Annotated in this window: 26 protein-coding genes and 4 pseudogenes; 14 read left to right on the top strand and 16 right to left on the bottom strand. The window is 58.8% G+C overall.

Going from position 1 to position 26,275, the window contains the following annotated elements; genetic code table 11:
* Positions 1-84 precede the first annotated feature (84 nt).
* Positions 85-204, bottom strand: a pseudogene (locus tag AC07W5_RS15175) (LysR family transcriptional regulator); the annotation flags it as partial.
* Between the two features lie 95 nt (positions 205-299).
* Between AC07W5_RS15175 and AC07W5_RS15170 the strand changes: the two are divergent.
* Entirely contained in the window at positions 300-725 is a 426-nt protein-coding gene (locus AC07W5_RS15170) for a VOC family protein (protein WP_495011856.1), read from the top strand.
* A 16-nt stretch (positions 726-741) separates the two neighbouring features.
* Here AC07W5_RS15170 and AC07W5_RS15165 read toward each other — a convergent pair whose 3' ends face one another.
* The 5 genes from AC07W5_RS15165 to AC07W5_RS15145 form a co-directional block, all read right to left on the bottom strand.
* Positions 742-1,707: a GGDEF domain-containing protein gene (locus AC07W5_RS15165; protein ID WP_494991442.1), complete on the bottom strand. Its 966-nt coding sequence runs from the start codon at positions 1,705-1,707 to the stop codon at positions 742-744.
* A 66-nt stretch (positions 1,708-1,773) separates the two neighbouring features.
* Positions 1,774-2,373, bottom strand: coding sequence for a hypothetical protein (locus AC07W5_RS15160; protein WP_495023718.1), 600 nt, complete (start codon positions 2,371-2,373; stop codon positions 1,774-1,776).
* A 1-nt stretch (position 2,374) separates the two neighbouring features.
* Positions 2,375-4,540 (bottom strand): xanthine dehydrogenase family protein molybdopterin-binding subunit, encoded by a 2,166-nt coding sequence (locus AC07W5_RS15155; RefSeq protein WP_495023717.1) that lies wholly within the window; start codon positions 4,538-4,540, stop codon positions 2,375-2,377.
* Positions 4,541-4,590: 50 nt separating this feature from the next.
* On the bottom strand, positions 4,591-5,046 hold the full coding sequence (locus tag AC07W5_RS15150; protein ID WP_494991439.1) for a (2Fe-2S)-binding protein: 456 nt from the start codon (positions 5,044-5,046) through the stop codon (positions 4,591-4,593).
* 195 nt (positions 5,047-5,241) lie between these two features.
* Positions 5,242-5,433 carry a hypothetical protein gene (locus tag AC07W5_RS15145; protein WP_495011852.1) on the bottom strand — a complete coding sequence of 64 codons (192 nt, stop codon included), beginning with the start codon at positions 5,431-5,433 and terminating at the stop codon, positions 5,242-5,244.
* 276 nt (positions 5,434-5,709) lie between these two features.
* Between AC07W5_RS15145 and AC07W5_RS15140 the strand changes: the two genes are divergently transcribed.
* From AC07W5_RS15140 to AC07W5_RS15130, 3 genes and pseudogenes are all read left to right on the top strand, one after another.
* Complete coding sequence (locus tag AC07W5_RS15140; RefSeq protein ID WP_495023716.1) at positions 5,710-6,213, top strand: VOC family protein; 504 nt, start codon at positions 5,710-5,712, stop codon at positions 6,211-6,213.
* Positions 6,214-6,250: 37 nt separating this feature from the next.
* Positions 6,251-7,084, top strand: a complete 834-nt coding sequence (locus tag AC07W5_RS15135) for an AraC family transcriptional regulator (RefSeq protein WP_495023715.1) — start codon at positions 6,251-6,253, stop codon at positions 7,082-7,084.
* A gap of 27 nt (positions 7,085-7,111) precedes the next feature.
* A pseudogene (locus tag AC07W5_RS15130) lies at positions 7,112-7,270 on the top strand (adenosine-specific kinase); the annotation flags it as partial.
* Positions 7,271-7,356: 86 nt separating this feature from the next.
* Here AC07W5_RS15130 and AC07W5_RS15125 read toward each other — a convergent pair.
* From AC07W5_RS15125 to AC07W5_RS15110, 4 genes and pseudogenes are all read right to left on the bottom strand, one after another.
* Positions 7,357-7,977 (bottom strand): LysE family translocator, encoded by a 621-nt coding sequence (locus AC07W5_RS15125; protein WP_494991434.1) that lies wholly within the window; start codon positions 7,975-7,977, stop codon positions 7,357-7,359.
* Between the two features lie 209 nt (positions 7,978-8,186).
* Positions 8,187-8,609, bottom strand: a complete 423-nt coding sequence (locus tag AC07W5_RS15120; protein ID WP_494991433.1) for a DUF2000 domain-containing protein — start codon at positions 8,607-8,609, stop codon at positions 8,187-8,189.
* Between the two features lie 14 nt (positions 8,610-8,623).
* A complete protein-coding gene (locus AC07W5_RS15115) occupies positions 8,624-8,845 on the bottom strand; it encodes a hypothetical protein (RefSeq protein ID WP_495023714.1) in 222 nt (73 codons plus the stop codon).
* 58 nt (positions 8,846-8,903) lie between these two features.
* A pseudogene (locus AC07W5_RS15110) lies at positions 8,904-8,981 on the bottom strand (LysE family translocator); the annotation flags it as partial.
* Between the two features lie 557 nt (positions 8,982-9,538).
* On the opposite strand from AC07W5_RS15110, the gene AC07W5_RS15105 reads away from it, so the two are divergent.
* The 7 genes from AC07W5_RS15105 (at position 9,539) to AC07W5_RS15075 (ending at position 15,615) form a co-directional block, all read left to right on the top strand.
* Positions 9,539-9,952, top strand: a complete 414-nt coding sequence (locus AC07W5_RS15105) for a hypothetical protein (RefSeq protein WP_495011848.1) — start codon at positions 9,539-9,541, stop codon at positions 9,950-9,952.
* 498 nt (positions 9,953-10,450) lie between these two features.
* Positions 10,451-11,071, top strand: a complete 621-nt coding sequence (locus AC07W5_RS15100; RefSeq protein WP_495023713.1) for a LysE family translocator — start codon at positions 10,451-10,453, stop codon at positions 11,069-11,071.
* Between the two features lie 34 nt (positions 11,072-11,105).
* Positions 11,106-12,146, top strand: coding sequence for a DMT family transporter (locus tag AC07W5_RS15095; protein ID WP_494991429.1), 1,041 nt, complete (start codon positions 11,106-11,108; stop codon positions 12,144-12,146).
* A gap of 80 nt (positions 12,147-12,226) precedes the next feature.
* On the top strand, positions 12,227-13,309 hold the full coding sequence (locus AC07W5_RS15090; RefSeq protein ID WP_495023712.1) for a bifunctional transcriptional activator/DNA repair enzyme AdaA: 1,083 nt from the start codon (positions 12,227-12,229) through the stop codon (positions 13,307-13,309).
* A gap of 60 nt (positions 13,310-13,369) precedes the next feature.
* Complete coding sequence (locus tag AC07W5_RS15085) at positions 13,370-14,182, top strand: isocitrate lyase/PEP mutase family protein (RefSeq protein WP_495023711.1); 813 nt, start codon at positions 13,370-13,372, stop codon at positions 14,180-14,182.
* 5 nt (positions 14,183-14,187) lie between these two features.
* Positions 14,188-14,805, top strand: coding sequence for a DNA-3-methyladenine glycosylase family protein (locus AC07W5_RS15080; RefSeq protein ID WP_494991426.1), 618 nt, complete (start codon positions 14,188-14,190; stop codon positions 14,803-14,805).
* A 321-nt stretch (positions 14,806-15,126) separates the two neighbouring features.
* Complete coding sequence (locus AC07W5_RS15075) at positions 15,127-15,615, top strand: GFA family protein (protein ID WP_495023710.1); 489 nt, start codon at positions 15,127-15,129, stop codon at positions 15,613-15,615.
* Between the two features lie 156 nt (positions 15,616-15,771).
* On the opposite strand, the gene AC07W5_RS15070 is transcribed toward AC07W5_RS15075, so the two are convergent.
* The 5 genes and pseudogenes from AC07W5_RS15070 to AC07W5_RS15050 all read right to left on the bottom strand — a co-directional run bounded on the left by AC07W5_RS15070 (position 15,772) and on the right by AC07W5_RS15050 (position 23,073).
* Positions 15,772-18,849 carry an efflux RND transporter permease subunit gene (locus AC07W5_RS15070; RefSeq protein ID WP_495023709.1) on the bottom strand — a complete coding sequence of 1,026 codons (3,078 nt, stop codon included), beginning with the start codon at positions 18,847-18,849 and terminating at the stop codon, positions 15,772-15,774.
* Positions 18,846-20,048 (bottom strand): efflux RND transporter periplasmic adaptor subunit, encoded by a 1,203-nt coding sequence (locus AC07W5_RS15065; RefSeq protein WP_495023708.1) that lies wholly within the window; start codon positions 20,046-20,048, stop codon positions 18,846-18,848. The genes AC07W5_RS15070 and AC07W5_RS15065 overlap by 4 nt, the downstream gene beginning before the upstream one ends.
* The gene (locus AC07W5_RS15060) at positions 20,045-21,409 is read right to left on the bottom strand and encodes an efflux transporter outer membrane subunit (protein ID WP_495023707.1); all 1,365 of its coding nucleotides are present in this window, start codon (positions 21,407-21,409) and stop codon (positions 20,045-20,047) included. Before AC07W5_RS15060 ends, AC07W5_RS15065 begins: the two co-directional genes overlap by 4 nt.
* Before the next feature lie 258 nt (positions 21,410-21,667).
* Positions 21,668-22,027, bottom strand: a pseudogene (gene miaE / locus AC07W5_RS15055) (tRNA isopentenyl-2-thiomethyl-A-37 hydroxylase MiaE); the annotation flags it as partial.
* Between the two features lie 89 nt (positions 22,028-22,116).
* On the bottom strand, positions 22,117-23,073 hold the full coding sequence (locus AC07W5_RS15050; protein ID WP_495011940.1) for a LysR family transcriptional regulator: 957 nt from the start codon (positions 23,071-23,073) through the stop codon (positions 22,117-22,119).
* Between the two features lie 194 nt (positions 23,074-23,267).
* Between AC07W5_RS15050 and AC07W5_RS15045 the strand changes: the two genes are divergently transcribed.
* On the top strand, positions 23,268-23,900 hold the full coding sequence (locus tag AC07W5_RS15045) for a glutathione S-transferase family protein (RefSeq protein WP_495023706.1): 633 nt from the start codon (positions 23,268-23,270) through the stop codon (positions 23,898-23,900).
* A 121-nt stretch (positions 23,901-24,021) separates the two neighbouring features.
* Positions 24,022-24,387, top strand: a complete 366-nt coding sequence (locus tag AC07W5_RS15040; protein ID WP_493060885.1) for a nuclear transport factor 2 family protein — start codon at positions 24,022-24,024, stop codon at positions 24,385-24,387.
* Between the two features lie 150 nt (positions 24,388-24,537).
* On the opposite strand, the gene AC07W5_RS15035 is transcribed toward AC07W5_RS15040, so the two are convergent.
* On the bottom strand, positions 24,538-25,146 hold the full coding sequence (locus tag AC07W5_RS15035; protein WP_489072876.1) for a MiaE family protein: 609 nt from the start codon (positions 25,144-25,146) through the stop codon (positions 24,538-24,540).
* A 227-nt stretch (positions 25,147-25,373) separates the two neighbouring features.
* On the opposite strand from AC07W5_RS15035, the gene AC07W5_RS15030 reads away from it, so the two are divergent.
* Positions 25,374-26,237, top strand: coding sequence for a universal stress protein (locus AC07W5_RS15030; RefSeq protein ID WP_494991420.1), 864 nt, complete (start codon positions 25,374-25,376; stop codon positions 26,235-26,237).
* Positions 26,238-26,275 lie beyond the last annotated feature (38 nt).

The following is a 26,275-nucleotide window of genomic DNA, read 5'->3' as shown; positions in this document are numbered from 1 at the left end:
CCCACTGAACTACGCCTCCTGAACGCCTTCCGGCAAACACCGGGCAAACAGCTGTTGAATGGGCAATTTACCCTGGTTATGCCGTACAAGTAGCACGATCTCCCGGCGAATGACCTGTGCAGACAGCTCCTTGGGTAGCTCAAAGGGCGGTTTGATCAGGATCGCCAGATCGACTTCGCCGGTGTCGACCTGACTCAACAGATCGAAATAATTTGAGCTGGACGCAAAAATTTGGGTCTTTCAATCAAAAACAACAAGTCTAGAATCAGTTCGACTCCCTACAACCGAGGATTGATCCTATGAAACTTTCTCCCTTTCACTTGGCCATCCCGGTTTTCGATCTACCTGCAGCGCGCCGTTTCTATGGCCAAGTGTTCGGCCTGGAAGAAGGTCGTTCCAGCGATCACTGGGTCGACTTCAATTTTTTCGGCCATCAACTGGTCATCCATGAACATGCCAAAACCGCTTCGCAAGAATCCGCACACACCAATGCTGTGGACGGTCATGACGTTCCGGTCCCGCATTTTGGCGTGGTGTTGGCGATGGATGAGTGGGAAACCCTGGCCGAACGACTGAAATCCCTCGACACCCGGTTCGTGATCGAACCCTGCATCCGTTTCAAGGGCCAGGTGGGCGAACAAGCCACCATGTTCCTCTTCGACCCTTGCGGCAATGCCCTGGAGTTCAAGGCATTCAAGGACATCGATCAGTTGTTCGCCAAGTAAGCCTGAGGACGAGGTATTAACGTTTCCTGAAAACCTGCTTATGTGTATGTATCGCCCAGTCGGCATCGGCCAGCAAATCCTCGATCGATTCGTGACGCTGCAGGTCATATTCGATCTGGCCGACGCTGAAGCGGATGGCGTAGCCGCGCTGCAAGGTCGAGTTACGCTCATCCAGAATCTCTTGCAGGCGCGCCATGATTGCCGAAGTCTCCACGTGATGGGAGCCGGTCAGCAACGCCACGAATTCATCCCCATCCAAACGGCCGATCACATCACTTTCACGAAACGCGATGCGAAGCACGTCAGCGAAGGTTTTAAGCGCGTTATCACACTCGGCATGGCCGTACCAATCGCTGATCCGTTTGAAGTCGTCGAGGTAAAAAAATAGCAGCGTCGCCGGTTTTTTCAGCCGTTTACAAGCGCTCAACCCGTGTTGGGCCAAGGCCTCGAAACCATGGCGATTAGACAGCAGCGTCAGTTCATCCATGCTCGCCACCTGCACTGCCGCCAACTCCTGCTCAGCCATGCGCGCAAGCTCACTTAGCAGCTCGCGCTCTTCGTCGTTCAGTTGGCGGGGTTTCGTGTCGATCAGGCACAAGGTACCGAGTGTGTCGCCATTAGCAGCGGTCAGCGGGCAGCCCGCATAAAAACGAACGCCTGGTTCGCCGACGACCAGCGGGTTGTCATGGAAGCGCTCATCGTGCTGCGCATCCGACACCATCAGCATCTGGTCCTCGAGGATCGCATGGCCGCAAAAAGAAATATCACGCCCGGTCTCACTGACCGCCAGCCCAGCGCCGGACTTGAACCACTGCCGGTCTGCATCCACCAGACTGACCAAGGCGATCGGCACATTGAACACGCGCCTGGCCAGACGGGTCAGGCGGTCGAAGCGCTCCTCCGGGGAGGTGTCGAGGACATTCAACGAGCGCAGAGTCTCTACGCGGGCATTCTCATTGACAGGTTTGATTGGGGCCAGCATCACGCACTCCTTTGGCATGTATGTTCCGTTGATCAGTCCACACGCGGATTTACTCCGCGATATCTCTCACCTTAGCTGAGTCGTCTCCATGCCGTGCCCCAGCGGGCACGGCCCACCCGCTGTGGCCCACAGTTTGAACCGGGTGACAAAAATGTCATGGGCGACCGGCACCGGTGCCCGTGTTCCGCCGGGGTTCCAGCCCCACAGCACCAGTTTGTCGTCGCTGACGTGTTTGATCAGCGCGGCAAAGTCGCGGTCGCCATTACTCGATTTATCCTTGATGAGCTGGCACAGCTTATCGGCCGGCAGGCCAATCCAGGCCATTTTGTGCGCGGGCGGCGGCAGGCTCCAGTTCGGCGCGCCCGGTGGCGCGTGAGGTCCGTAACTGGCGGGAGGATTGGTCTCGGCGTGGCAGGTTGCGCAAGGCAATCCCGCCGCACCCTTGCCGTCCTCACCACGCACCACGTCCATGGCATGAGGAACGCCGGCATCGAATTGCAACGGCGAATCGCCGGGTATGTGGCAGTTCTGGCAACGCGGGCTCTGGAAGACTTTCTGCACCGTGGCAAAGGCTGCCAGCGCCGCCTCATCCCTGGCAAACAGATCGTCGGCATAGCCACCAAAGCCGATCAATATCAACGCGCCCAGAAACAACTGTCTTTTCATCTCAAACCCCTGCCAGGCGCAACGGCAATTCGCGCAAGCGTTGACCGGTCAAGGCAAACACCGCGTTGGCCACCGCCGGTGCCGTGGGCGGTACACCGGCTTCACCGATGCCACCGGGCTTGTCGCTGCTGGGCACGATATGCACCTGGACCAGCGGCATTTCGTTCAGGCGCAGCACCTGATAGTCATGGTAGTTGGACTGCACAACGCGTCCCGCCTTGATCGTGAGTTTGCTGTGCAAGGTCGAACTCAGGCCAAAGGCGATGCAGGACTCCATTTGCGCGGCAATGCTTGCCGGATTCACCGCAATTCCGCAGTCCACGGCGCAGACAACCCGATGTACACGGATCGCCAGGTTGTCCTGCGAAACTTCGGCCACCTGAGCGACGTAACTGCCGAACGACTCATGCACGGCAACTCCCAACGCATGTCCCTCAGGCAGGGGCGCTCCCCACCCGGCCTTCTCCACCGCCAGATTCAGCGCGCCCAAATGCCGCGGATGGTCCTTGAGCAACATTCGCCGGTATTCCACCGGATCCTTACCGGCCGCAGTGGCCAGCTCATCGATCAACGACTCCACGACAAACGCGGTGTGACTGTGCCCCACCGAACGCATCCACAACACCGGGATCCCGGTTTTCGGTGAATGCAGATCCACCTGATGATTCGCCAGACCTTTCATATAAGGCCCGTCGGCCAGCCCCTCGACGGACGTACCGTCGATACCGTTCTTTACAAAACCTGCTTCGAACGGTGTGCCAGCCATGATCGACTGCCCCACCACCACGTGCTTCCAGGCAATCGGTAGCCCATCAGCACCAAGACCGATACGCGCCTGATGCAAAAACGCCGAACGGTAGTAACCGCCGCGCACATCATCCTCGCGGGCCCAGACAGTCTTGACCGGTGCCTGGGCCGCTTTGGCCACCTGCACCGCTTCGCTGACAAAGTCCGACGACGGGTTGGCTCGCCGGCCAAAACCTCCGCCCAGAAAGGTCGTATGGATCTCGATTTGCTCGGGCTTGAGGCCAGTGATTTTCGCTGCAGTTTGCTGATCCATGGTCTGGAATTGAGTGCCAGTCCAGATTTCGCATTTGTCCGCAGTGAGCTTGACCGTACAGTTGAGCGGTTCCATGGGCGCATGGGCCAGGTACGGCACGCTGTATTCGGCGACGACGGTTTTCACCGCCTTGGCCAAGATGCCAGCCGCATCGCCAGCCTGGGTCGCAGACACGCCTTGCGTGGTGGCCAACTTGCGAAATGTTTCCAGTAGCGTCCCACTGTCCAGATCGGCATGGGGCCCCAGGTCCCATTCGACCTTCAGTGCATCACGGCCCAGTTTCGCCGCCCAGAAATGCTCGGCAACCACCGCAACGCCGGTGGGCACCTGCACCACCTTGCGTACCCCTGGTACGGCCATGGCTGCTGCGCCGTCGAAGGATTTGACGGTACCGCCAAACACCGGCGAACGAGCGACCATCGCCGTCAGCAGCCCGTCGAACTGCACGTCCATGCCGAACCGGGCCCGCCCAGTGATTTTCTCCGGGGTGTCGAGACGTTTGGTCGGCTTGCCGATCACTTTCCAGTCTTTCGCCTCCTTGAGCTTTATCGAGGCCGGATCCGGCAGCGGTAGCTGACCGGCGTCATTGGCCAACTCGCCATAACTGGCCCGATGATCACCGGCAATGACCTGTCCTTGCTCGGTACGAATTTCGGAGGGCGCGACGTTAAAGCGTTTGGCAGCCGCCTCGATCAACATGATCCGGGCGGTCGCTCCGGCCAGACGGTAACGGTCGAACTCCATCCAGGTGGACGTCGAGCCACCGGTCATCTGCATCCCGCCAAAGGCCGGCAAACCATAAACCGCCGCTGCCGGAGCATGTTCGACGCGAATCTTCGACCAATCGGCGTCCAGCTCCTCGGCGATCAGCATGGACAACCCGGTCCAGATGCCTTGACCCATTTCCGAATGCCCCAGCAGCACCGTGACGCTGCCATCACTGGCGATGCGCAGAAAGGCGTTGGGCGCAAAAGGTCTGTCCGTCCCTGACTCAGCCTGGGTGAAACGATGGGCCCCGGGAATGACAAAGGCCACGACCAGGCCTCCGCCTATCAGTACTGTGCTTTTGAGAAAGTTACGCCGCGAAGTCTCTATCACGCGATTCATCGCCAAGCCTCCAGGTCCACAAGTACGTGCCAACGGCGCACCGCGGCTTTTCAGCCGAGCTCGGCCGCGCGCTTCACTGCAGCGCGAATACGTGGATAGGTACCGCAACGACAGATATTCCCCGACAAGGCCTGATCGATATCGCGGTTGCTCGGCGAGGGAATTTTCGCCAGCAAGGCTGCTGCCGACATGATTTGTCCGGACTGACAGTAACCGCACTGCACCACATCGAGCTCAGCCCAGGCCCGCTGCACCGGGTGCGAGCCGTCTTTCGACAGGCCCTCGATGGTGAGGATTTTTTGCCCTTTGGCCACCGCCGAGGCCGGGGTGATACAGGAGCGCAACGGCGCGCCATCGACATGCACGGTGCAGGCACCGCATTGCGCAATGCCGCAGCCAAACTTGGTGCCAGTCAGGTGTGCCACGTCGCGCAGCACCCAGAGCAATGGCATGTCATCGGCGACGTCGAACTGCTGCGCTTTGCCGTTGATGTTGAGCGTAAGCATGGTTATTCCTCATGCCGATGACAGGACTCACGGGGTCCTTGAGCTGCGACGCTGTGGCCGACCCGGTCTACGCGCGCATTGGGTTATCCATAGAGCTAAGCGCACTTTGCCAAGCGGTTCATTTTCAGCGACCACCGGTCACGAAAAAGGGCCGCTTCTTTCGAAGCCGCCCTTTGCTGACACCCATCAATTTCCTTATAGCCGAGGTCCGAACAAAATCCCTGTGTAACGCATAAGAAACAGCATGGACACCAGCGTCACGATCCCGAGTTGACCTTCGTAACCATAGGCACCGATGACACCGGTGCACAGCAGGACCACACCGAGCCCAAGGACCTTGCTCGAAAGGTGCAGGACATTCTGAGGGGAGCTGAAGAATTCAAACACTTGGGCGTACTCCTGAAATGGTTCAGTTGTACTGTTGACCGATCAAGTCCCGCGCCAAGATTAAATACCATATGTATCAGCCATTTAAGACAACAATAGTCAATATGACCATAATCATAATTGGTCTTAATGACCACATGCGCAGTCATTAAGACTGCATATTGAAGCATTCTCATTTTCCAGATCAGGACATAATTGTCGATCTACGGCGCGGCCGGACGACTATCGGGGGGCTACGCTGTTATTGCGCCGTGACTACCGAAAAGGAGAACCGCCATGCAACGCATTCAAAAGATCACTCCATGCCTGTGGTTTGACGACCAGGCCGAAGCCGCCGCCGGGTTTTATTGCTCACTCTTCGATCACTCGAAAATCACCGCTATCACTCGCTATGGCAAAGCCGGTTTCGAGCTTCATGGCCGGCCCGAAGGTTCGGTGATGACTGTCAGTTTTGAGCTGGACGGTCAATCCTTTACTGGCCTGAACGGCGGACCGGTGTTCACCTTCAGCGAGGCCATTTCGTTCCAGGTCAACTGCCTGGCCCAGGATGAAGTCGACCACTTCTGGAACGCCCTGTCTGAAGGCGGTGACAAACAAGCCCAGCAGTGCGGCTGGCTCAGGGATAAATTTGGCGTTTCCTGGCAGATTGTTCCGACCGTGCTGATGCAGATGATGAAAGATCCCGACACAACAAAATCCCAACGGGCCATGCAAGCCATGTTGCAGATGAAGAAAATCGATATTGCCGCACTCGAGCAAGCCTTTGCCGGTCAGAGCTAATACACTCTAGAGCTGGCCTGCCGATGGACGCCCGACGATGACCCATAACCCTGCGAAAGATGCTGACAAGGCGCCACGCTTCTGGCGTGACGAAGCCTTGCCTTTTATCGAAGTCCGCTCCATCGCGGACGGCCGCGAGGTCTGCTACGCCCGGCATTCGCACGAGCACTTTTCCATTGGTGCAATTACCGCAGGGCAAAGCACCTACATTCATGAGAACAGTCACCTGAGGGTCAGCGCCGGTACCGTAGTGCTGATGAATCCCGGTGATGTCCACGCCTGCAACCCGATCGACGATCAGCCCTGGTCGTATCGCATGTTCTACGTCGACACGCCTTGGCTGACCGATCTTCAGCACACGCTGGGGTTCAGTCCGGAGCTGGACTTTCGGGCTTTCTCCACCACCCATACCACCGACGCCAGCCTGTATGCGGGGCTGAACCGGCTGTATGAGGTACTGATCGACGAACAGGCCGAACCGCTGCAAAAACACAACAGCGCAGTGGCGTTTTTCTCTGACTTGCAGCAAAGACTCAACCCCTCCGAACTCCTGGGCCGTGAGATCAACCTCAAGCTCGAACGGGCGGCAGAGTACATCCGGGACAATTGCACGTTGGCGTTGAAGCTCGATGACATCTGTGAGGCTGCGCAGCTATCGGCCTCCTACCTGACCCGCGCCTTCAAGCAGCACTACGGCATGACCCCTCATGCGTTTCTGGTGAATCGGCGTATCCAGTTCGCCCGGGCGCAACTGCGCAGCGGCAAATTGATTGCCGATGTCGCACTGGAAGCCGGGTTTGCCGATCAGGCGCATTTTCAGCGGGCGTTCAAGCAACATCTGGCGGCGACGCCGGGGCAATATCGCAGTTGAGTTCCCCTCATGGCCTCACAAATTCCTTGTGCGACAGCCAATCCAACTGAAGTCATTCTCGCTGAAATAGAGCAAGGACGAGCGATCCTGGGCGTAGTAGATTGCTTCTGCGCCAAGGACATTGAAGGCGACGAAGACATCCTGTGGCGCAAGAACCTGTTGCGACAGATCGGTTACAAGCTGTGAGTTGAAGAGCCGGCAATGAGTGGCGCCGTGACCGCGCCGCAAGCGGAACACTCCGATGCAGGGCGCAGCCACGGCCACTGAGGGCCTCAACGAATCAGCATCGCCGCGGCAGCCGCTACCATGATCGCCGCCGCGCCGCGGAACAGCCGCTGTTGCGCTCGCAAGCTCGACAGCAGGTGCCGGATGCGCACCGCGCCGACAATGAACAGCGCGCCAACGCCCAGCAGAACGAGAATGGTCAGTGGCACCAGCATCAGCCCCCAGGTCTGCAACGAGACCGTCTCAAGGTTGATCACCAGCGGCAACAACGCCAGATAGAAGGCGATGGTCTTCGGGTTGCCCAGGGTAATGGTCAGACCGGATATCGCCGCCGACAGCAGCTCCTTCTTCTTCACCTGCTTGCCGACTTCGATAGCCTGATGGTTGGCGAACCAGAACTGCCAGGCCAGATAGCACAGGTACAGCGCCGCCGCCCAGCGTACCAGCTGGAACAACGCATTGAAGTGCTCGGCGATCATCGCCAGACCAAAGACCGCAAATGACAGGTAGGTCAGATCGCCGAGAATCAACCCAAACAGCAGACAAAAGCCCGACAACGCGCCACCGCTGACGCTGCGCGCCACCAGCGCCGCCATGCCGGGGCCGGGAATGGCGGCCGCGATGCCCAGCGCTGCCGAATAGGTAAGTACTTGTGTCAAATCGAGCATGTCGCTTTCCTCAGGTAATTTATTATTGTATTGCTCGATGATTTCCGCTTCCGGCAAGCAAGGTTATCAACGGCATCAACAGGATGCAGCGACCCACTGCCTGACGACTTCCCGGGAAAAAACCAGATCCTGCATAGCTAATCCGACCGGCTTGAAGATCGTCACGCCCAGGTTCAGGCTTGAATAAAGCGCACACTACAACCTCCTTGTCATTTAAACAGCGAAAGATTACCGGTCAACTTACTGATTTTTTTCTGTGGCCCGATCAAGCCAATGGCAACCAATTCTATGGCTGAACTATCGGCCTCGGAGATACGCGTCTCATACTCCTGATAAGTTTTGCAGGATTGCGCCAGCGCGCTGAATGGCATGGTATGGATTTCATCATCCGCCAGCGCTTTCTCTTGAAGCGCCTGCAAATACTCATTGGTGGATAGCAGAATCGGCAACGGTGCGTAGATGACTCCGGGGTAATTAACATTGTCACGGCTTTGCATGTCAGGTCCGACCAGACCTTCTACCGAACGCCCCAGGCTGACGCCGATGACGCTGACGGCATTGGCCGCATGTCCCAGCCCCAGTGCTTTGTCGACTACAATTACGCATTTGTGAACGGCAGCATCGAAATTCATTGAATCCTCCACAACTAACAATAAATCTTCAGTTCTTTGAGTTTTGTCACACTGAAGTCAGCCCAACCATCGAGCAGCCCGGCAAACTTTGTAGTGTCACTGCCGATGTCGATATCAATTACTTGCCAACTGGCAATTTTTTGCCACTTCATCACACCCTGCAGATGGTTGGGTTGAATCAGAAGCGCAGAGAGTGTCTCTTGAGTTTCAAACAACCCCATTACCACAAAGTTCATAACCTGTTTGCGCCGACTTACATTCCTGCCGCAAGCCCAGCCCAATATTTCGTTGATATAAGGCGAAGATATTGGCCGGTCCAGGGTTAATCGAGGAGGCCAGGGCAAATGCGGCCATGGAGATAATCAAACTCATCACGTACCTTCTTCAAGTCAGTTGGGTAATTCCAGCACTCAGGATAAAGAGCGCTCCCATGCCTGTATTGAAGAAAAATGCCCCCCTAGGGAGTGCGGTATGAACGGGTCGTCTGCTGACCTTTACCGGGATGATCGCTCCCGCCGTTTCTTCATCCGCCAATGACACAACATGGCTGGCAGTCAAAACACGACGCAAACATTACCGATGTCGAGCAAACCGGCCTCAAGTATCAGGTTAGCGTCAATGGCATAACGCGCAGCGCGTTGGTCACCGGGTGTCAGCGTTGCTATAGCGCGCTGTACGCCCCTTGGCTGTATGGATCTTCACACCAGCGGGTGACTGCCAGGCAGCAGGTCGAGCAATAGACATCCTGTCTTCTCCCAATGGCGCCACCTCCGGGATGAGGCAGACGCTCGCTATCAGCATGGTTTTTTTACAATGGATGGGGAGGCGTAAGCCTTGCCAGGGTATCAGCAGTCGATCCAGCAGTTGGCCTGTGATTTGCTCCCTCTCCCATCGGGCTTCCTATCCTGGGAGTCAAGTTGGAGGTCAATATGCTTATCACAAAGCCTTTATTGGCATTAGCTATCGGCGCAATCTTATCGACATCAACCGTCCTGGTACCTGACACAATTTCTGGATTTTCGAGTGCCTATGCCAGGGAGGGTGGCAGCGGCCATGGTGATGGGGGCGGCGCAGGCCACAGTGGTGGAAGTGGTAGCGGGCATGGCGATGGTCATGCCGGCGAAGGCCACTCAGGGAGTTCGGCTTCTGGCCGTGATGGAAGTCATGCCGAACCTGGCGATGACCACGGCATTCACGCAGCCGGCGAGCTTGGAGATGACCACGGTGTTCACGCAGCAGGCGAGCTTGGGGATGACCACGGTGTTCACGCAGCAGGCGAGCCTGGGGATGATCGGGGCGTTCATGTAGGCGGTGAGCCTGGAGATGACAAGAGCGGGACCTGAAAGGCTGCATTGACTGACAACCTATAAAGTCTTGGGGCAGGCTTTATAGGTTTTCTTTTGAATGAAAGAAGACAAACACCCAGGAACAAGACAATCCCCTTGCCCCCGTTTACGGGGCAGATCCCCCAATCCTGGTCTCGTTTTGGCGATATCGCCACCCTGAAAAAGAGGCTGATTGTTCCTCGACACATCACATACACTCTCTGCATCTGCGGGTGACACCTGAGTCCAAGGCACAATGCAGCCACACTGCCAATGCCAGTCAGTTAAGGAATTTCAGGTTCAGCACTGCCCCCCGTAGCAGCTGCCGAAGGCTGCGTCCGGCGGCGAAGCCGTCGCAAATCCTGCTTCCACGATTTGTCTGGATACCGCAGTGACTGTTTTACGACTGCTGCGCAGCCGGACGCAGGCTTCGCCAGCTGCTACTGTCCGCGTAATGTCTTGACTGACTGGCATTAGCCACACTGCCTGAAATAAAAATATCCCATGGAGCCCATCATGGATCTCGCAACACTCACCTTATTTCTTCCCGCCTGTTTCGCTTTGAACATGGCCCCCGGTCCGAACAACCTGCTCTCGGTGAGCAACTCGACCCGCTACGGCTATCGCACCTCCTGCGTCGCCGGGGTGGGTCGCCTGCTGGCCTTTGCCGGAATGATCGCCCTCGCCTCGGCCGGTTTGGCCGTGGTGCTGCAGACCTCGGAACTGTTGTTCTACGGGATCAAGATTCTAGGCGCGGCCTATCTGTTTTACCTGGCGCTGCAGTTGTGGCGCGCCAGTCCCGAAATCGAAACCGAGGCGGTGAAAGCGCCGGTCGGCGTGCTGGCTCTGGCGCGGCAAGAATTTTTGGTGGCTGCCGGCAATCCAAAGGCGATCTTGATTTTCACCGCCTTCCTGCCGCAGTTCGTCGACTCGACACAAGCGGTCACACCGCAGTTCGCTGTGCTCGGTGCGTTGTTCCTGTGCCTGGAATGGATCGCCATCAGCGCCTACGCCTACATGGGCTTGCACATGCGCCGCTGGTTTGCCGAGCCACGCGGCAAGCGGATATTCAACCGCTGCTGCGCCGGGTTGTTGTCGGGTGCTGCTTCGGTGTTGCTGATGGCCCGCCGGGCTTGAGAAATTCCAGCGTTAGACTCGGAGTAGCAGTTGAATGAACATCAGCATTTTCTACGCACTGGCGGCCGCCGCACTATTTGGTGCGAGTACACCACTGGCCAAACTGTTAGGCCTGAATCTCTCCCCGATCCTGCTCGCCGGCCTCCTGTACCTGGGTAGCGGAATTGGTCTGACAGTCGTCAGGTTTATCCGCGACCGCCGTTGGCAAAAAACCGGTCTTACGCCGTCAGAATGGCCGTGGCTTATCGGTGCGATCGCTTTTGGTGGTGTTCTTGGCCCGATCGCACTGATGTTTGGTTTAACCCGAACATCAGCCTCGACAGCGTCACTCATGCTTAATCTGGAAGCCGTACTGACAGCGTTACTGGCGTGGGTCGTTTTCAAAGAGAATGCTGATCGCCGGATCGTGGCGGGTATGCTCGCCATCGTTGCCGGAGGCCTCGTCCTGGCGTGGCCGCAGAGTACAACCCGGTCTTATGAGTGGCTTGGGCCATTGGCTGTCGCTTTGGCCTGTGCTTGCTGGGCTATCGATAACAATCTGACGCGCAAGGTTTCAGCCTCGGATGCTCTTTTTACTGCTGGTATCAAAGGCTTGATCGCCGGTCTGGTGAACTGTTCTCTGGCACTTTTCCTGGGGGCTCAACTTCCAGATTTTTCCGTGCTTGGCCCCACGCTCATCGTTGGATTTCTGGGCTACGGCATCAGCCTGGTGCTGTTCGTTCTGGCGCTTCGAGGGCTTGGCACCGCACGCACCGGCGCGTACTTCTCTACGGCACCGTTTCTGGGCGCAGCCATTTCGATTTTGATGTTGGGCGAGCCTGTGTCCTTCACGTTCTGGGCGGCGGCCTTGTTGATGGGCACAGGTGTCTGGATTCATCTCACCGAAAGCCATGCCCACGATCACCAACACGACCCGCTCACGCACGAACACCGTCATGTTCACGACGAGCACCATCAACACGAGCATTCGTTTGAATGGGATGGAACGCAGCCCCACAGCCACGTACATGACCATGCGCCGATCCGCCACAGCCATCCGCACTTTCCAGACATTCATCACCGGCACAAGCACTGAGGTCACGCTCAAGCAAAAGCCGGAATTCGCTGTCGATTTTCCGGTGGAGGCTCAGCGCCGGTCACTCTAGACTCGTGTCCATGAACCTAAAAAACACCCTACTCCCGCCCCATACCGAGATGGTTCGCGCCATGCTCGAACGAGACACCGCCTATGAGGGGGTGTTCTTTACCGCGGTCAAAACCACCGGCATCTTTTGTCGCCCGACCTGCACAGCGCGCAAGCCGAAGCCGGAAAACGTCGAGTTCTTCGCCCATGTCGACGAGGCGATGTCGGCGGGCTATCGCGCTTGCCTGCGTTGCAAGCCGCTGGACGCCGCGGCCATCGCACCGGACTGGGTGCAAAAGCTGCTCTCGGCGGTGGATACCGACCCCGACCAGCGCTGGACCGATGCCCAGTTACTGGCCAAGGGCATCGAGCCGCTGAAGCTGCGGCGTTGGTTCAAACAACATTTTGGCATGACCTTCCATGCCTGGCTGCGCACCCGGCGCCTCGGCATGGCGTTAGGCGGCATCAAACAGGGCAATTCCATTGATAACGTCGCGTTCGACTCGGGTTACGAATCCCTGAGCGGTTTCCGCGACGCGTTTCAAAAGTCCTTCCATATCACCCCCGGCCGCGCCGCCAACAGCGAGCCACTGCTGTTCACCCGCCTGACCACACCGCTGGGGCCGATGATCGCCATGGCCGAGCGCCGTGGGCTGGTGCTCCTGGAATTCCTCGATCGACCCGCGTTGACCCGGGAGGTAGAAGCACTACAAAACCGCTACAGCTATGCCGTGGCGCCAGGGCACAACGCCTACTTGCGACAAATCGAAAATGAACTGGCGCAGTATTTCGCAGGCAAGCTGACCGAGTTCAAGGTCCCGCTGCATTTGCCGGGCAGCGATTTCGCCAGGCAGGTCTGGGCCGAACTGACGAAAATCCCCTATGGCCAGACCAGCACCTACGGCACCATCGCCGTGTTGCTGGGCAAACCCGGCGCCAGTCGTGCCGTGGGCCTGGCGAACGGGCATAACCGTCTCTCGATTGTCGTGCCCTGCCACCGGGTGATCGGTGCAGATGGCTCGTTGACAGGCTATGGTGGAGGACAACCGCGCAAGGCGTTTTTGCTTAGGCTGGAAAAGGCCAAGGTGCAGGTCATTCAACAACTCGCGTTCTGATCGCTCCCCGTTTATTTCAACCCCGTCTATATCAACAAAGTCATAAGGGAAGGACATCCGATGGACACGCTCGACAATCAATTTCACCAGCTGCACCACGAGGGTTTGCTGATCCTCACCAACGTCGCCGATGCCGCCGGGGCGCGGCTGGTGGAGCAATTGGGCAGCAAAGCCATTGCCACCAGCAGCGCGGCTGTGGCGTGGGTTCATGGCTATCCGGATGGCAACACCCTGCCCCTCGAACGCCTGGTGTCGACCGTCGAGTCCATTGCCCGAGTGATTTGCGTGCCGTTGACCGTGGACATCGAGGCCGGTTATTCCGATGACCTGGCACGGGTTGCCGATGTGATCGATGCGGTGATCGCCGCCGGGGCCGTCGGGATCAACATCGAAGATGGCGCCTCACCGCCCGAACTGTTGGCACGCAAGATCGAGATCGCTCGTCAGGTTGCCAGGCGCCGCGACGTGAAGCTGTTCATCAATGCGCGCACCGACGTCTACCTCAAGGGTCTGGTGCCCGCCGAAGATCGCGTCGCAGAAACGCTCAAGCGTGCGGCGTTGTATCAAGCCGCTGGCGCCGATGGGTTGTTCGCCGCAGGCGTGACCGCGGAGTACGAAATTGCGGCGCTCTGCCAGGGCACCACGCTACCGGTGAACGTACTCGGATTACCCGGCCTGCCGTCGCCAGACGAGCTCAAAATCCTCGGCGTACGCCGCTTGAGTGCAGGATCGGGCATCGCCGAGTTTCTTTACGGCGCCATGGCCGGGCTTGCTAAAAGCTTTCTGCAAACCGGCAAGCTCGACAGCAGCCACCTGAAGGCCTTCACCTATGGCGAAGTGAACGCCCTGCTCAAACCCTCCGGGAAAGCCTGATCGCGATGCTCGATCCCTATCTGCCCGCGACCGAGTTTCTGTCGTCCATCGATGACGACTGGCGGCGCCACATTGCCGCCATCGGCCCTTGCCTGCATCAGCCCCATCCGGCGCGCGATCCTTATGAGTCGCTGGTGCGGGCGATTGCCTACCAGCAACTGCATGCCAAGGCCGGGGATGCGATTGTCGGGAGGTTGCTGGCGTTGTTTCCCTCGGGCGCGTTTCCGAGGCCTGAGCAGATTATTGCAACCGGGATTGACCAGATACGCAGTTGCGGGTTTTCGGCCAGCAAGATCGCGACCATTCAGGGGATTGCTGAGGCGGCGTTGAGTGGTGTGGTGCCGGATTACGCCACGGCATTGACCATGGACGATGAGACATTGATCGAGCGGTTGATTACCTTGCGCGGGGTTGGACGCTGGACGGTTGAGATGCTGCTGATTTACAGCCTGGAACGGCCGGATATTTTGCCGGCCGATGATTTTGGCGTGCGCGAGGGGTATCGGCGGTTGAAGGGGCTGGAGGTGCAGCCGACGCGCAAGCAGATGATCGAAATGGGGTTGTGGTGGAGTCCGTATCGGACGACGGCGGCCTGGTATTTGTGGCGGGTGCCGAACAAATGAAAGCGACGAAGGTCGCATAACCGCTGATCGGAAACTGCTGTGCCCCTGTCAGATCTGACAGTAGCCACAACTGGCAACCGGCGACGCGATTCTGGTGCCGGTCGAAGGGTGCTGAAGGTCTAGTGGCCTGTGTGGCTAGTTCTGTTAGTCAACTTCGGCGCCAGCAGCCCATATCCTGCGTTGCTGTTCCTCGCCATAGCGGGCTATGACTCGTCACAGCGCCTTGGCTCTGGGCCGCCGGCATCCGAATTTGAGCTAACGAACTAGCCACACAGGCCACTAGGCTGTCCTAAGTACGTCCAAGAACAGCCGGAGATTCCCATGCAGCTCGAAGGTTCCTGTCATTGCGGTGCGGTCAAGTTCAGCCTGAGCAGTGCACACCCCTACCCTTACCAGCGCTGCTATTGCTCGATCTGTCGCAAGACTCAGGGGGGTGGCGGTTATGCGATCAATCTGGGCGGTGACGCCAACAGCCTGAAAGTCCGCGGCCGCAAAAACGTCGCGATCTATCACGCCCGACTCAAGGATGAAGGTGATCGCCGCGCCCACAGCAGCACCGCCGAGCGTCACTTCTGCAAGCTCTGCGGTAGTGCGCTGTGGCTGTTCAGCCCGCAGTGGCCGGAGCTGATCCACCCGTTTGCCTCGGCCATCGACACACCGCTGCCGGTGCCGCCGGAACATACGCATCTGATGCTTGGCTCAAAAGCCGATTGGGTTGAAGTCCAGGCGCACCCCGGCGACCAGCAATTCGAGGTCTACCCGCAAGAATCCATCGCCCAGTGGCATGAGCGGCTTGGCTTGAACCGATGAGCCGTTGCGCTTGAAATAGATGGCTTTTTGTAGGAGCAGCCGCTCGACGCTCGATGGGTCCGGGCGGCGTTCCGACGATGGCGATCTCGAGGACGCCATCGCCGGCAAGCCGTGCTCCTACAGGTTCTGCGCCCTCACCACATCCTTTGTGAACCTTTAACTCTTGACCAGCGAGTGCTCGACCTGACTACGACGGCGAAAGCGATCGAACCAGAGGTAGACCACCGGGGTGGTGTACAGCGTCAGCAGTTGTGACACCGCCAGCCCGCCGACGATGGCAATCCCCAGCGGTTGTCGCAATTCGGAGCCGGCGCCATGACCAAAAGCCAGCGGTACCGCTCCCAGCAAGGCAGCCAGAGAAGTCATCAGAATCGGACGCAGCCGTAACAGACAACCTTCGCGCACAGCATCGCGGGGACTCATCCCTTGCTGCTCGGCCGCCAGGCTGAAATCGACGATCATGATGGCGTTTTTCTTGACGATCCCGATCAACAAAATGATCCCGATCATGCCCAGGACTGAAAGATCCTGACCACAGATGATCAACGCCAGCAAGGCGCCGAAGCCTGCCGAGGGTAACGTGGAGATGATCGTCAACGGATGGATGGCGCTTTCGTACAGCACACCCAGGACGATGTAGACCGTCAGAATCGCCGCCAACACCAGCCACGGCTGCGACTTGATGGAATCCTGAAACGCTTGGGCGGTTCCCTGAAAGCTCCCACGGACGCTATCCGGCAATCCGACATCCAGCGAGGCCTGCTGAATTGCCGCGACGGCGTTGCTCAGGGCTTGACCCGGCGCCAGGTCGAACGACAGCGTGATGGCCGGGAATACCCCCTGATGGTTGATCACGATCGGCGCCAGCTCGTTCTTGACGCTGGCCAACAGGTTCAACGGCACCCTGTCGCCGGCGGCTGAACGAACGTACAGATGCGCAAGCGTATCGAGCGACAACTGCCAGCGCGGATCGAGCTCGAGAATCACATGATTCTGATCGAGCTGGGTGAACATGGTGGCGATCTGTCGCTGCCCGAACGCATCGTAAAGCACGTCATCGATAGCCTGGACGGTGACACCCAGCCGTGCCGCCGTGGGGCGGTCGATCACCAGTGTCGCCTGGGGTGCGGCGTGCTGCTGATCGGAGGTGACATGCTGCAACTGTGGCAGCGTCTTGAACTTCGCCAACAGAACCGCGCTCCAGTGGTCCAGCTCAAGGCTGTTCGGGTCCTGGAGGGTGTATTGATACTGGGTCTTGCTCGCCCGCCCACCGATCTGAATGTCCTGGTTGGCCTGCATGAACAGCTTGATAGCAGGCACCGCATCAAGCTGCGGTTGCAGTCGGGCGATCACTTGCTGGGCGCTGGCGGTGCGTTCACTGAAGGGCTTGAGGTTGATCATCACCTTGCCCTGGCTGATCGTCGGGTTGGGTCCGATCCAGAAATAGACCTTGGCCACTGCTGGGTCCTGACCGATGATATCGGTCAGGCGCGCGACGTCCTCGCGCATTGCCTGCGACGAAATATCCGGCGCCGCCTCGGCGACCCCCTGAATCAGCCCGGTGTCCTGCTGTGGGAAAAAGCCTTTGGGGATGTAGACATACAGCGCAGCCGTCGCCACCAGTGTCGCCAGCGCGACTACCAGGGTCAGGCGCTGATGCTCCAGTACCCAATCCAGACTACGTCGGTAACCATCGTGCAAGCGTGTGAACCCCGCTTCACAGGCCTGCGCGAATCGCCCGGGGCGGTCCTCGGCGTGGGGTTTCAAGAGCCACGCGCAGAGCATTGGCGTCACCGTAAGCGAAACGATGCAGGACATGACAATCGCCACGCTGACCGTGACCGCGAACTCGCGCATCAGGCGTCCGACGATCCCTCCCATCAACAAAATCGGCAGGAATACCGCGATCAGCGAAACCGTCATAGAGACGATGGTGAAACCGACTTCACGCAAGCCATCGACCGCCGACTGCAGGCGTGACTTGCCCATTTCCAGGTGACGCACGATGTTTTCCATCACCACGATGGCGTCGTCGACCACGAATCCCACCGCGATCGCCAACCCCATGATCGACAGGTTATCCAGGCTATAACCCAGCAAGTACATCACCGCAAAGGTCGCCACCAGTGACAGAGGAATGGTCAGGCTCGGGATCAGGGTCGCGGTGGCTTTGCGCAGAAACACAAAGATCACTACCACGACCAGCGCGATGGACAGCAACAACGTGAACTGCACGTCATGCACCGACGCTTCAATCGTCTGCGTGCGATCGCCCACCACCTGAACCTGAACGTCACGGGGCAACGATGCCGTCAACGACGGCAGACGCGCCTTGATCGTTGCAATGGTCGCCAGCACGTTGAAACCCGGCTGTTTATGGATGTCGACAATGATCGTCGGCTCCCCGCCGATGGCCGCCGCCTGCTGGGTATCTTCGGCACCATCGATCACCCGGCCAAGGTCGCCCAGTTTGATCGGCATCCCGCTCTTGTAGGCAACCACCTGGTCGCGATAGCCCTGCGGGTCGAGCAACTGGTCGGTGGTGTTGAGGGTCACGTTACGGCTGGCACCGTCCAGGCTCCCTTTGGGCTGGTCGAGCGTACTCAGACCGATGACGCTACGCACGTCCTCCAGTGTCAAGCCGCGAGCTGCCAGGGCATCCGGGTCGATCTGAATGCGCACAGCGGGTTTCTGTTCACCATGAAAGTCCACCAGACCAACGCCCGGCACCTGCGATAACTGCTGAGCCAGGTAATTGTCGGCATAGCGATCCAGTTCGTGCAGCGTGCGAGTCGGTGACGTCAGCGCCAACGAAAGCACGGTGAACTCGGCCGGATTGACCTTGTTGAAGGTCGGCGCACTGGTCATGCTTTTGGGCAGGCTGGCGCTGGCGGTATTGATCGCCGACTGGACATCCTGGGCGGCGCCGTCAATGTTGCGGGACAAATCGAACTGCAGCACGATCTGGGTTTTCCCCGAGGCGCTGGACGAGGTCATGGATGTGACTTGAGGGACTGCCGAGAAAGCACGCTCCAATGGTGTCGCCACCGAAGTCGCCATAGTCTCGGCACTCGCGCCGGAGAGTTTTGCGGTGACCTGAATCGTCGGGAAATCCACGGTCGGCAGCGGCGCTACGGGTAACTGAAAATACGCGAAGCTTCCCAGCAGCATCACCCCCAACGCCAGCAAGCCCAAACCGACACGTCGCTGGATCAAACCGGACAAGGCTTTCATCGCCCTCCCTCCACGCCGTTGCTGGAGGCAATCGATACGGACGTATCGACTTGCGCAGGATCAGCCTGAACCGCAGACACCTTGACTCCCGGTGCGATACGCGACTGCCCTTGAACCACGACCGTTTCACCCGGTTCCAGCCCTGCACGAATCCATTGCTGGCCATCGACCACGGCCGCCGCCTGGACTGGTCGCGGCGCTACTCGCTGATCAGCGTTGACCACATAAACAAAACTGCCCTTCTGTCCTAACTGGACCGCGTTGGCCGGAACCACGGTTGCCTTGCGCTGGGTATTGAGCAACAGGCGGGCGTTGACCAACTGCCCGGGCCAAAGCTTGTTATCGGCATTGTCGAATTGGGCTTTGAGCTGAATCTGGCCGGTGGCGGCAGCGACCTGACTATCAATGAAGCTCAGGTGCCCGCTGGCAATCTGTTGCCGACCATCACGGCTCATGGCAACCACCTGCAAGGGCTGGCGCGCAGTCTCTTCAAGGATTTCGGACAGCTCATCCTGGGACACGGCAAAGGCCACCGAGATCGGGGCCATTTGAGTGATGGTCACCAACCCCGTCGCGTCCGTGCCATGAACAATCGAGCCGACGTCCAGCAGGCGCTGGCCGGTGCGCCCGGTCAGCGGTGCGAGGATCTGGGTGAATCCCAGTTGCAGACGCGCATTCTCCAGCGCGGCCTGATCCGCCTGTACGCTGGCTTGCTGCGCGGCCAGCTGCGCCCGATAGGTATCGACATCCTGGGTCGGACCGGCCTTGGCCGCAGCCAGTTTACTGGCCCGATCCAGGCTGACGCGCAGATTGGCCAGTTGCGCTTGATCTTTGGCGACCACGGCCTGGGCCTGCGCCAACTGAGCGTGATAGACCCGCGGATCGATCTGCGCCAGTTGGCTGCCAGCAGTCACCATCTGGCCCTCACTGAAGAGCACCTTCTGCAACTCGCCATCGGCCCTTACCCGCACATTCACCGTGTTGAGCGGCTGGACGTTGCCGATCGCATCCAGCCAGATGGGCAAATCTTGTTGGCGGGCCTGCTGCATGACCACCGGCACCGCACTGTCCGCCGGTTTGGCGGGTTCGGCGGATGCGCGCCATGGGGTGCTGATCACCCACCCGGCGCCCAGCAGGACGATGAGCAGTCCGGCATGGCGCCAGCGGCGAAAAGGAGGCGAAACGAGTGGGACGTTCATGGGCGTGTGGCCTGAAGAGCTGAAGAAGACGGAGTGGGCATGGTGTTAGACGAGATGGCGGCAGCCGTGAAATCACCGCCCAGTGCGCGAAACAGGCCGACTGCGGCCTGCAAATGCTGCAGGCGCACCTGCAGCAACGTGTCTTCGGCCTGGTACTGGGTACGCTCCACGACCAACAGCGTCTGGAAGTCGGTCGAGCCCAGACGGTAACGAACCTGCGCCAGCCTCGCGGCCTCACGGGCCGAGGCCACTGCAGCGCGGTTCAGCTCATAGGCTTGATCCAGTTCATGGGCAGCACTCAACTGCGTCTCGACATCCTGCAAGGCTTCGATCACCGACTCCCGATAGCTGGCCGTCAATTCCTGGACATGAGCCTGATCGAAGTGCAATTGGCCGTTCAGTTGGCCACCCATGAACACCGGTTGGGCCAGTGTGCCGACCACGCTCCAGATCCGTCCTCCAGCCAGGGTGTCGAGGCCGCCCATCAGATCCAGCGATAGATTGGGTAAAAAGGCAGCTCGCGCCACACCGACATCAAAATTGGCCGATTTCAGGCGTGCCTCGGCCGACTGGATATCCGGCCGCTGGCGCAGCAGGCCGATCGGCAATCCAAGCGTAGGCTTTGGTACGTCGAACCGCTCCAGGCCGGTCTGAGACACGGTGAATCCTTGTGGCGCAGCGCCGACCAGTACCGCCAATTGATACAGCGCCTGATCGCGTTGCTGACGCAGGGCCGGCACCGCGGCCTGAAAGGTTTGTCGGGCATTGCGTTGCTGCTCGACCTCAAGGTTGGACACTGCCCCCTGGCTGGCTTGCACCTGGACCAACTCAAGCACTTGTTGCGCGTCGTCAGCGATCGACTGTGCCAGACGCAGCCGCTCTTCGAGCGAGAGCACCTGGAAATAGCTGTCGGCAATCGACGCTCCCAAGGTCATGCGCAAGGTCTGCGCATCGAAAGCGCTTGCTTGCGCCAGCGTCTGGGCTGCGTCAGCCGTTGCCCGGTGCTTGCCCCAGAAGTCCACCTCATAGGACGCCTGGGCAAACACGCTGCGTGTCTGGCTCGTCGAGCTACCGTTCTGCCGCTGATAGCTGCCGCCCAAAGCCACTGCCGGGTATTGTGCGGCACCCGCCACCTGGGCCGAAGCACGGGCTTCATCGATTCGGCTGAGAGCCGCTTGCAGGGTGTAATTGTGATCCAGACCGCGGGCGATCAGAGCGTCGAGCTCCGGACTGTGAAACTCTGTCCACCACTGCCCGCCCGCTGCCGGTGCGCTGGAAGCCGCGCCGGCCCAGGCCGGCGCAACTGCCAATGCGGGTTGATGGTAGGTCGGCACCAGCGAGCAACCACTCAACAACAGCATGCCCAGGAGCGTCAGCCGTTTAGAAAGTCGAAGCGAGGCTGAGGACGGTCTGAAAGACGAAGGTAACGTAACGACGGGCATCTACTGATCATCTCCGGCAAAGCCTGTGTGGCTTGGCCACCACGAATGGCGCGAAGATAACAATGGGCACCTAGCAGAGCGTTCCCCTGAACCTAAACATTAGTTTAGTTAAGCCCACCGGGGTCTTCGAAGCTGTTCCCCCTGCCTATGAATTATTTGACAGGTTTGCCCGAAAAATCAGGCTACCGAAGAGAGCGCTGGAATCGCGCTGTGAAAGCGGAACTCGGTATCCGATGACTCGATGAGAACCTGCTCGGTCGCCCTGACCTTCTCGATCACCTGGGCAATGTCCTTGGCGTCCCCGTACTGGTGAGCCAGTTTCAGATATCCCTGGAAATGCCGGGCCTCGCTTTTCAGCAGACCGAAGTAGAACTTGCCCAGTTCTTCATCCAGATGCGGCACCAGCGCTTCGAAGCGTTCGCAACTTCGAGCCTCGATAAAGGCACCGACCACCAGGGTATCCACCAGTTTGACCGGTTCGGGGTTGCGCACTACTTTGCGCAACCCCGAGGCATAGCAGCTTGCGGAGAGCTGGCGTCCCCAGTTTTGCATTTATGGCGACGTTGGCGAGGTGCGCTATTGCTCCGAGCGCTGCCGGAGCGGGCCATTCACTCCCCCCGCCATCTTCACCGTCTGCGCCGGTTTGATGGCTTCTGTTCCAGGACCGTCTCGGCTCTCCATTGCGCCGCGGCGAGTCTGGAGGTAAAGAACTCTGCCAAGGCGCTAACTTTCGCTGGCCGTGCACGAGCCGTGGGTGTGACGAAATAAAGCCCCCCTTCAGGCAAACGCCAATCGGTCAACAGCGGCTCGAGCTGCTTGTCGCGCAAATACTGTGTCGCGATGAACTCGGGGATCTCCGTGATGGCCAGTCCGGCAAGGACGGTAGGTAATAATGCCTCCACGCTCGTTGCCCGCAACCCGCCGGCGGGCACAACAGTGCATTCCTCAGCGCTCTTTGTGTGCGTAAAGCGCCAGATGTCATGCCTATTTCTGTTGATGTAACTCAGGCACCGGTGAGCACCCAACTCGCTCGGGTGTTGCGGGCGACCGTAGTGGGACAGATAGTCAGGGGACGCCACCACGAACCGGCGCACCGGTGCAATGAGACGGGCAACGAGTGACGAATCCTCCATGACCGCGATACGCAGGGCGGCGTCAAAGCCCTCGCCAATCAAGTCAGCTTGCGCGTCCGCGGAATGGAGATCGATGGAAATGTCTGGATAGGTCCGAAAGAACTCGGGCAGCAACGGGGCGACCCAGCGCGCCCCAAAGGAAAGCGGTACCGCGAGCTTTACGAGACCACGTGGTCGACTCGATGTCTCACGTGCGAAATCCTCGGCGTCCTCAGCCTCCGCGTAGATCCTTGCCGCTCGATCGGCGAGCGAGCGGCCATAGTCCGTGAGCGCAAGTCGTCGGGAGGTGCGGTTGAACAATCGACCTCCCAACCGCTCTTCAAGGCGGGTAACGGCCCGCGAGACCGTCGCGACCGAGACACCCATGGCTGTTGCCGCCGCCGCAAATGAACCTTCTTCGGCGACCTTCCCGAACATCGCGAGTCCTTCGAAATCTGGCAGCTTCGACATGACATTCCTGCAACGATGGTTTTCATTCATTTCTATTTCGAAAAATAGCGCATGGCCATAGATTTGTCTCACCCAACTTCCTCCGACGTAGCTTGCATCGCGGGTACGGAGCTCTTCGTCGATGGAGGGCAGGCCCAAGTCTGACGACTGGCCTGGGCGGCTGGTTCGTCAATTGAATGAAAGAGGATATGACCATGCTTGAAGTGTTTGCCTTTGCCACGCCCAACAGCCTCAAGGTCTCCATCGCGCTGGAAGAGTTGGGGCTGGACTACCGGCTCGTCCCCGTCAATTTGCGTCAGGGGGAACAGAAGAGCGAAGCCTTCCGAGCCTTGAATCCCAACGCCAAAGTGCCCGTGCTTATTGACCGCTCCTCCGAGCCAGGCGTCGACGATGTGGTGCTCGGCGAGTCCGCCGCCATCCTGGTCTACCTTGCAGAGAAAACCGGGCAACTGCTTGCGAATCATGGCATTCATCGCGGCAAGGTATTCGAACAACTCTTCTTCCACGCGTCCGGCCTGAGTCCCGCGTTCCTGCAGGCGTTCCTGGTCAACCTGCAGTCCTCACCGCAAGCTGAGGCCCAAGCGCGTGCTTTATCGGAAGTAGATCGAGTTCTGGGGGTGCTCAACCACAACCTTGAGCAGAGTCCTTATGTGGCTGGTGAGACGTACAGCATTGCGGACATCGCACATTTCGGGTGGGTGTGGCGTCACCAGGCAATCGGCGCCTCTCTCGCCAAGTTCCCGTTCGTGACTCGCTGGTACGAAGAAGTCTCGGCGCGGCCCGCAGTCGTTACGGCCATCAAGAAGACCTTGGCGCTTGCTCAATAACGCAACGCCCACTCTCTCAACCCCCTGGGGCAAAGCGGCCGCTTGAGGGCGCCGGATGCGAGAGAGGTCCACGCCATACGCCCGGAATCGGCTCAACAGTCAATGACTGAGGAAAAGAATCATGAATGCTCGCATCAATGAACTGCTGCTTCGCAACCTTCAGGAGGTCTTTGGTGAAGGTGACGCGTCCCGTCGTCGCGAGGCCATCATGGAGCTCTACACAGAGGATTGCATGATCTACGTGCCTCCAGGTGTTTTTGTCGGGCACGACGCGCTGGACAAACTTGCCGGAGATCTTCGCGCGATGCACCCGCACTTCGTGTACACGCCACACAGTAAACCGCAGGCGCTCCACAATGCCGGTCGCCTGGCATGGGGCTCTGGTCCGCGCGGCGAGTCACCCGACTACACGGGTTGGGATGTGATCATCGTTCGCGATGGGAAGATAGCGGCGCTCTATGTCTTTCTCGATAGCGATCCCACCTGAAACAACCGAGCGCTCTCGCTTGGCTGCACTGGGTCGGCGAGCGAGAGTACTCCCTCGGGGTGCGTTCAATGCAAAAATTAAAAAGCCCCGCAGACCTTAATCTGCGGGGCTTTTCTATATATGGCGGACAGATCATGATTCAAAACTACGTCACGTCAGCGTCGGGATACCACTATGGAATCTGAATTCGCTATCCGGGCTGTCAATCAAGCCAGCCTCAACCGTCCTGACCTTTTCGATTACACGATCCACGTCAGCGGCATCCCCGTACTGATACGCAAGCTTTAGATAGCCTTGGAAGTGCCGTGCTTCGCTTTTAAGCAAGCCGAAGTAGAATCGCCCCAACTCATCGTCCAGATGCGGCACCAGCGCTTCGAAGCGCTCACAGCTACGGGCCTCGATAATGGCTCCCACCACCAACGTATCAACGAGCTTCACTGGCTCATGGCTTCGTACAACAGCTCTTAGCCCAGAGGCATACCGACTAGCCGACAGCGGGCGCCATTCGATTTTGCGCTTTTTCATTAGCCGCAAAACCTGTTCGTGATGCACAAGCTCTTCACGGGCCAGCCGAGACATCATGATCACCAGATCAGAGTAAGCACCGTACTTGGCAATCATGCTCAGAGCAGTGCTAGCGGCCTTGAACTCACAATTCTTGTGGTCGATCAGCAGGGTTTCCTGATCCGCCAGCGCGGCCTGGACCCAACCGTCCGGGGTGCGGCAACCCAAAAACTCGTGAATTTCCGGAAAAATCATAGGGACACTTCCGTACGTTCAGGAGCGTGGCAAGGCAGGAGGGCAGCGACTTCAAGGATCGGTAACATGAGGCTCACGAAAGAAAGGTTCACAGCGAAGGGCGCTGATTATACCGGCCGGGCCGCAGACCACCAGTCGGCCGACTTGATGTGCGTCAACATCACAGTCAGCGCACAGCAACTATAGTTGTGCAACGTAGCGTCTATCACCTTCTGGAGATCCCGATCATGCAAGCCATTCGCAGCATCCTGGTGGTCATTGAGCCCGAGCATTCGGAAAGTCTCGCACTCAAACGCGCCAAGCTGATCGCCGGAGTGACCCAGGCGCACCTGCATTTGCTGGTCTGCGACAAGAAGCATGAGCACTCGGCGCTCCTGAGCGTGCTCAAGAGCAGCCTGTTGAGCGAAGGCTACAGCGTCACCACCGAACAGGCGTGGAATGAAAGCCTGCACGAAACCATTATCGACGTGCAGCAGGCCGAAGGCTGCGGCCTGGTGGTCAAGCAGCATTACCCCGACAACCCGCTGAAAAAGGCCCTGCTCACCCCGGCGGACTGGAAACTGCTACGCTATTGCCCGACTCCGGTGTTACTGGTCAAGACCTCCACCCCCTGGACTGGCGGAACCATTCTGGCGGCCATCGACGTCGGCAATACCGATGGCGAACACCGCAACCTGCACGCCAGCATCGTCGATCACGGCTTTGACATCGCCAGCCTGGCCAAGGCGCAGTTGCATGTCATCAGCGCCCATCCGTCACCGATGCTGTCGGCGGCCGATCCAGTGTTTCAGCTCAAGGAAACCATCGAAGCCCGCTACCGCGAGCAGTGCAAGGCGTTTCAGGCCGAGTTCGACATTGATGACGACCATTTGCATATCGAAGAAGGCCCGGCAGACGTATTGATTCCACACTTTGCCCACAAGTTGCAGGCATCGGTCACGGTCATCGGTACCGTGGCGCGTACCGGATTGTCAGGTGCATTGATTGGCAATACCGCGGAAGTGGTGCTCGACTCGCTGGAAAGCGACGTACTGGTGCTCAAGCCGGACCAGATCATGGACCACCTGGAGGAAGTGGCGTTGAAGCATTGAGGTGATGATCACCTGTGGCGAGGGAGTGGCCGCTCCCT

This window comes from Pseudomonas sp. GW821-FHT01E05 (assembly GCF_059422425.1).
Note: the sequence above shows the minus strand (reverse complement) of the source record. Positions and strands in the feature narration are given on the sequence as shown.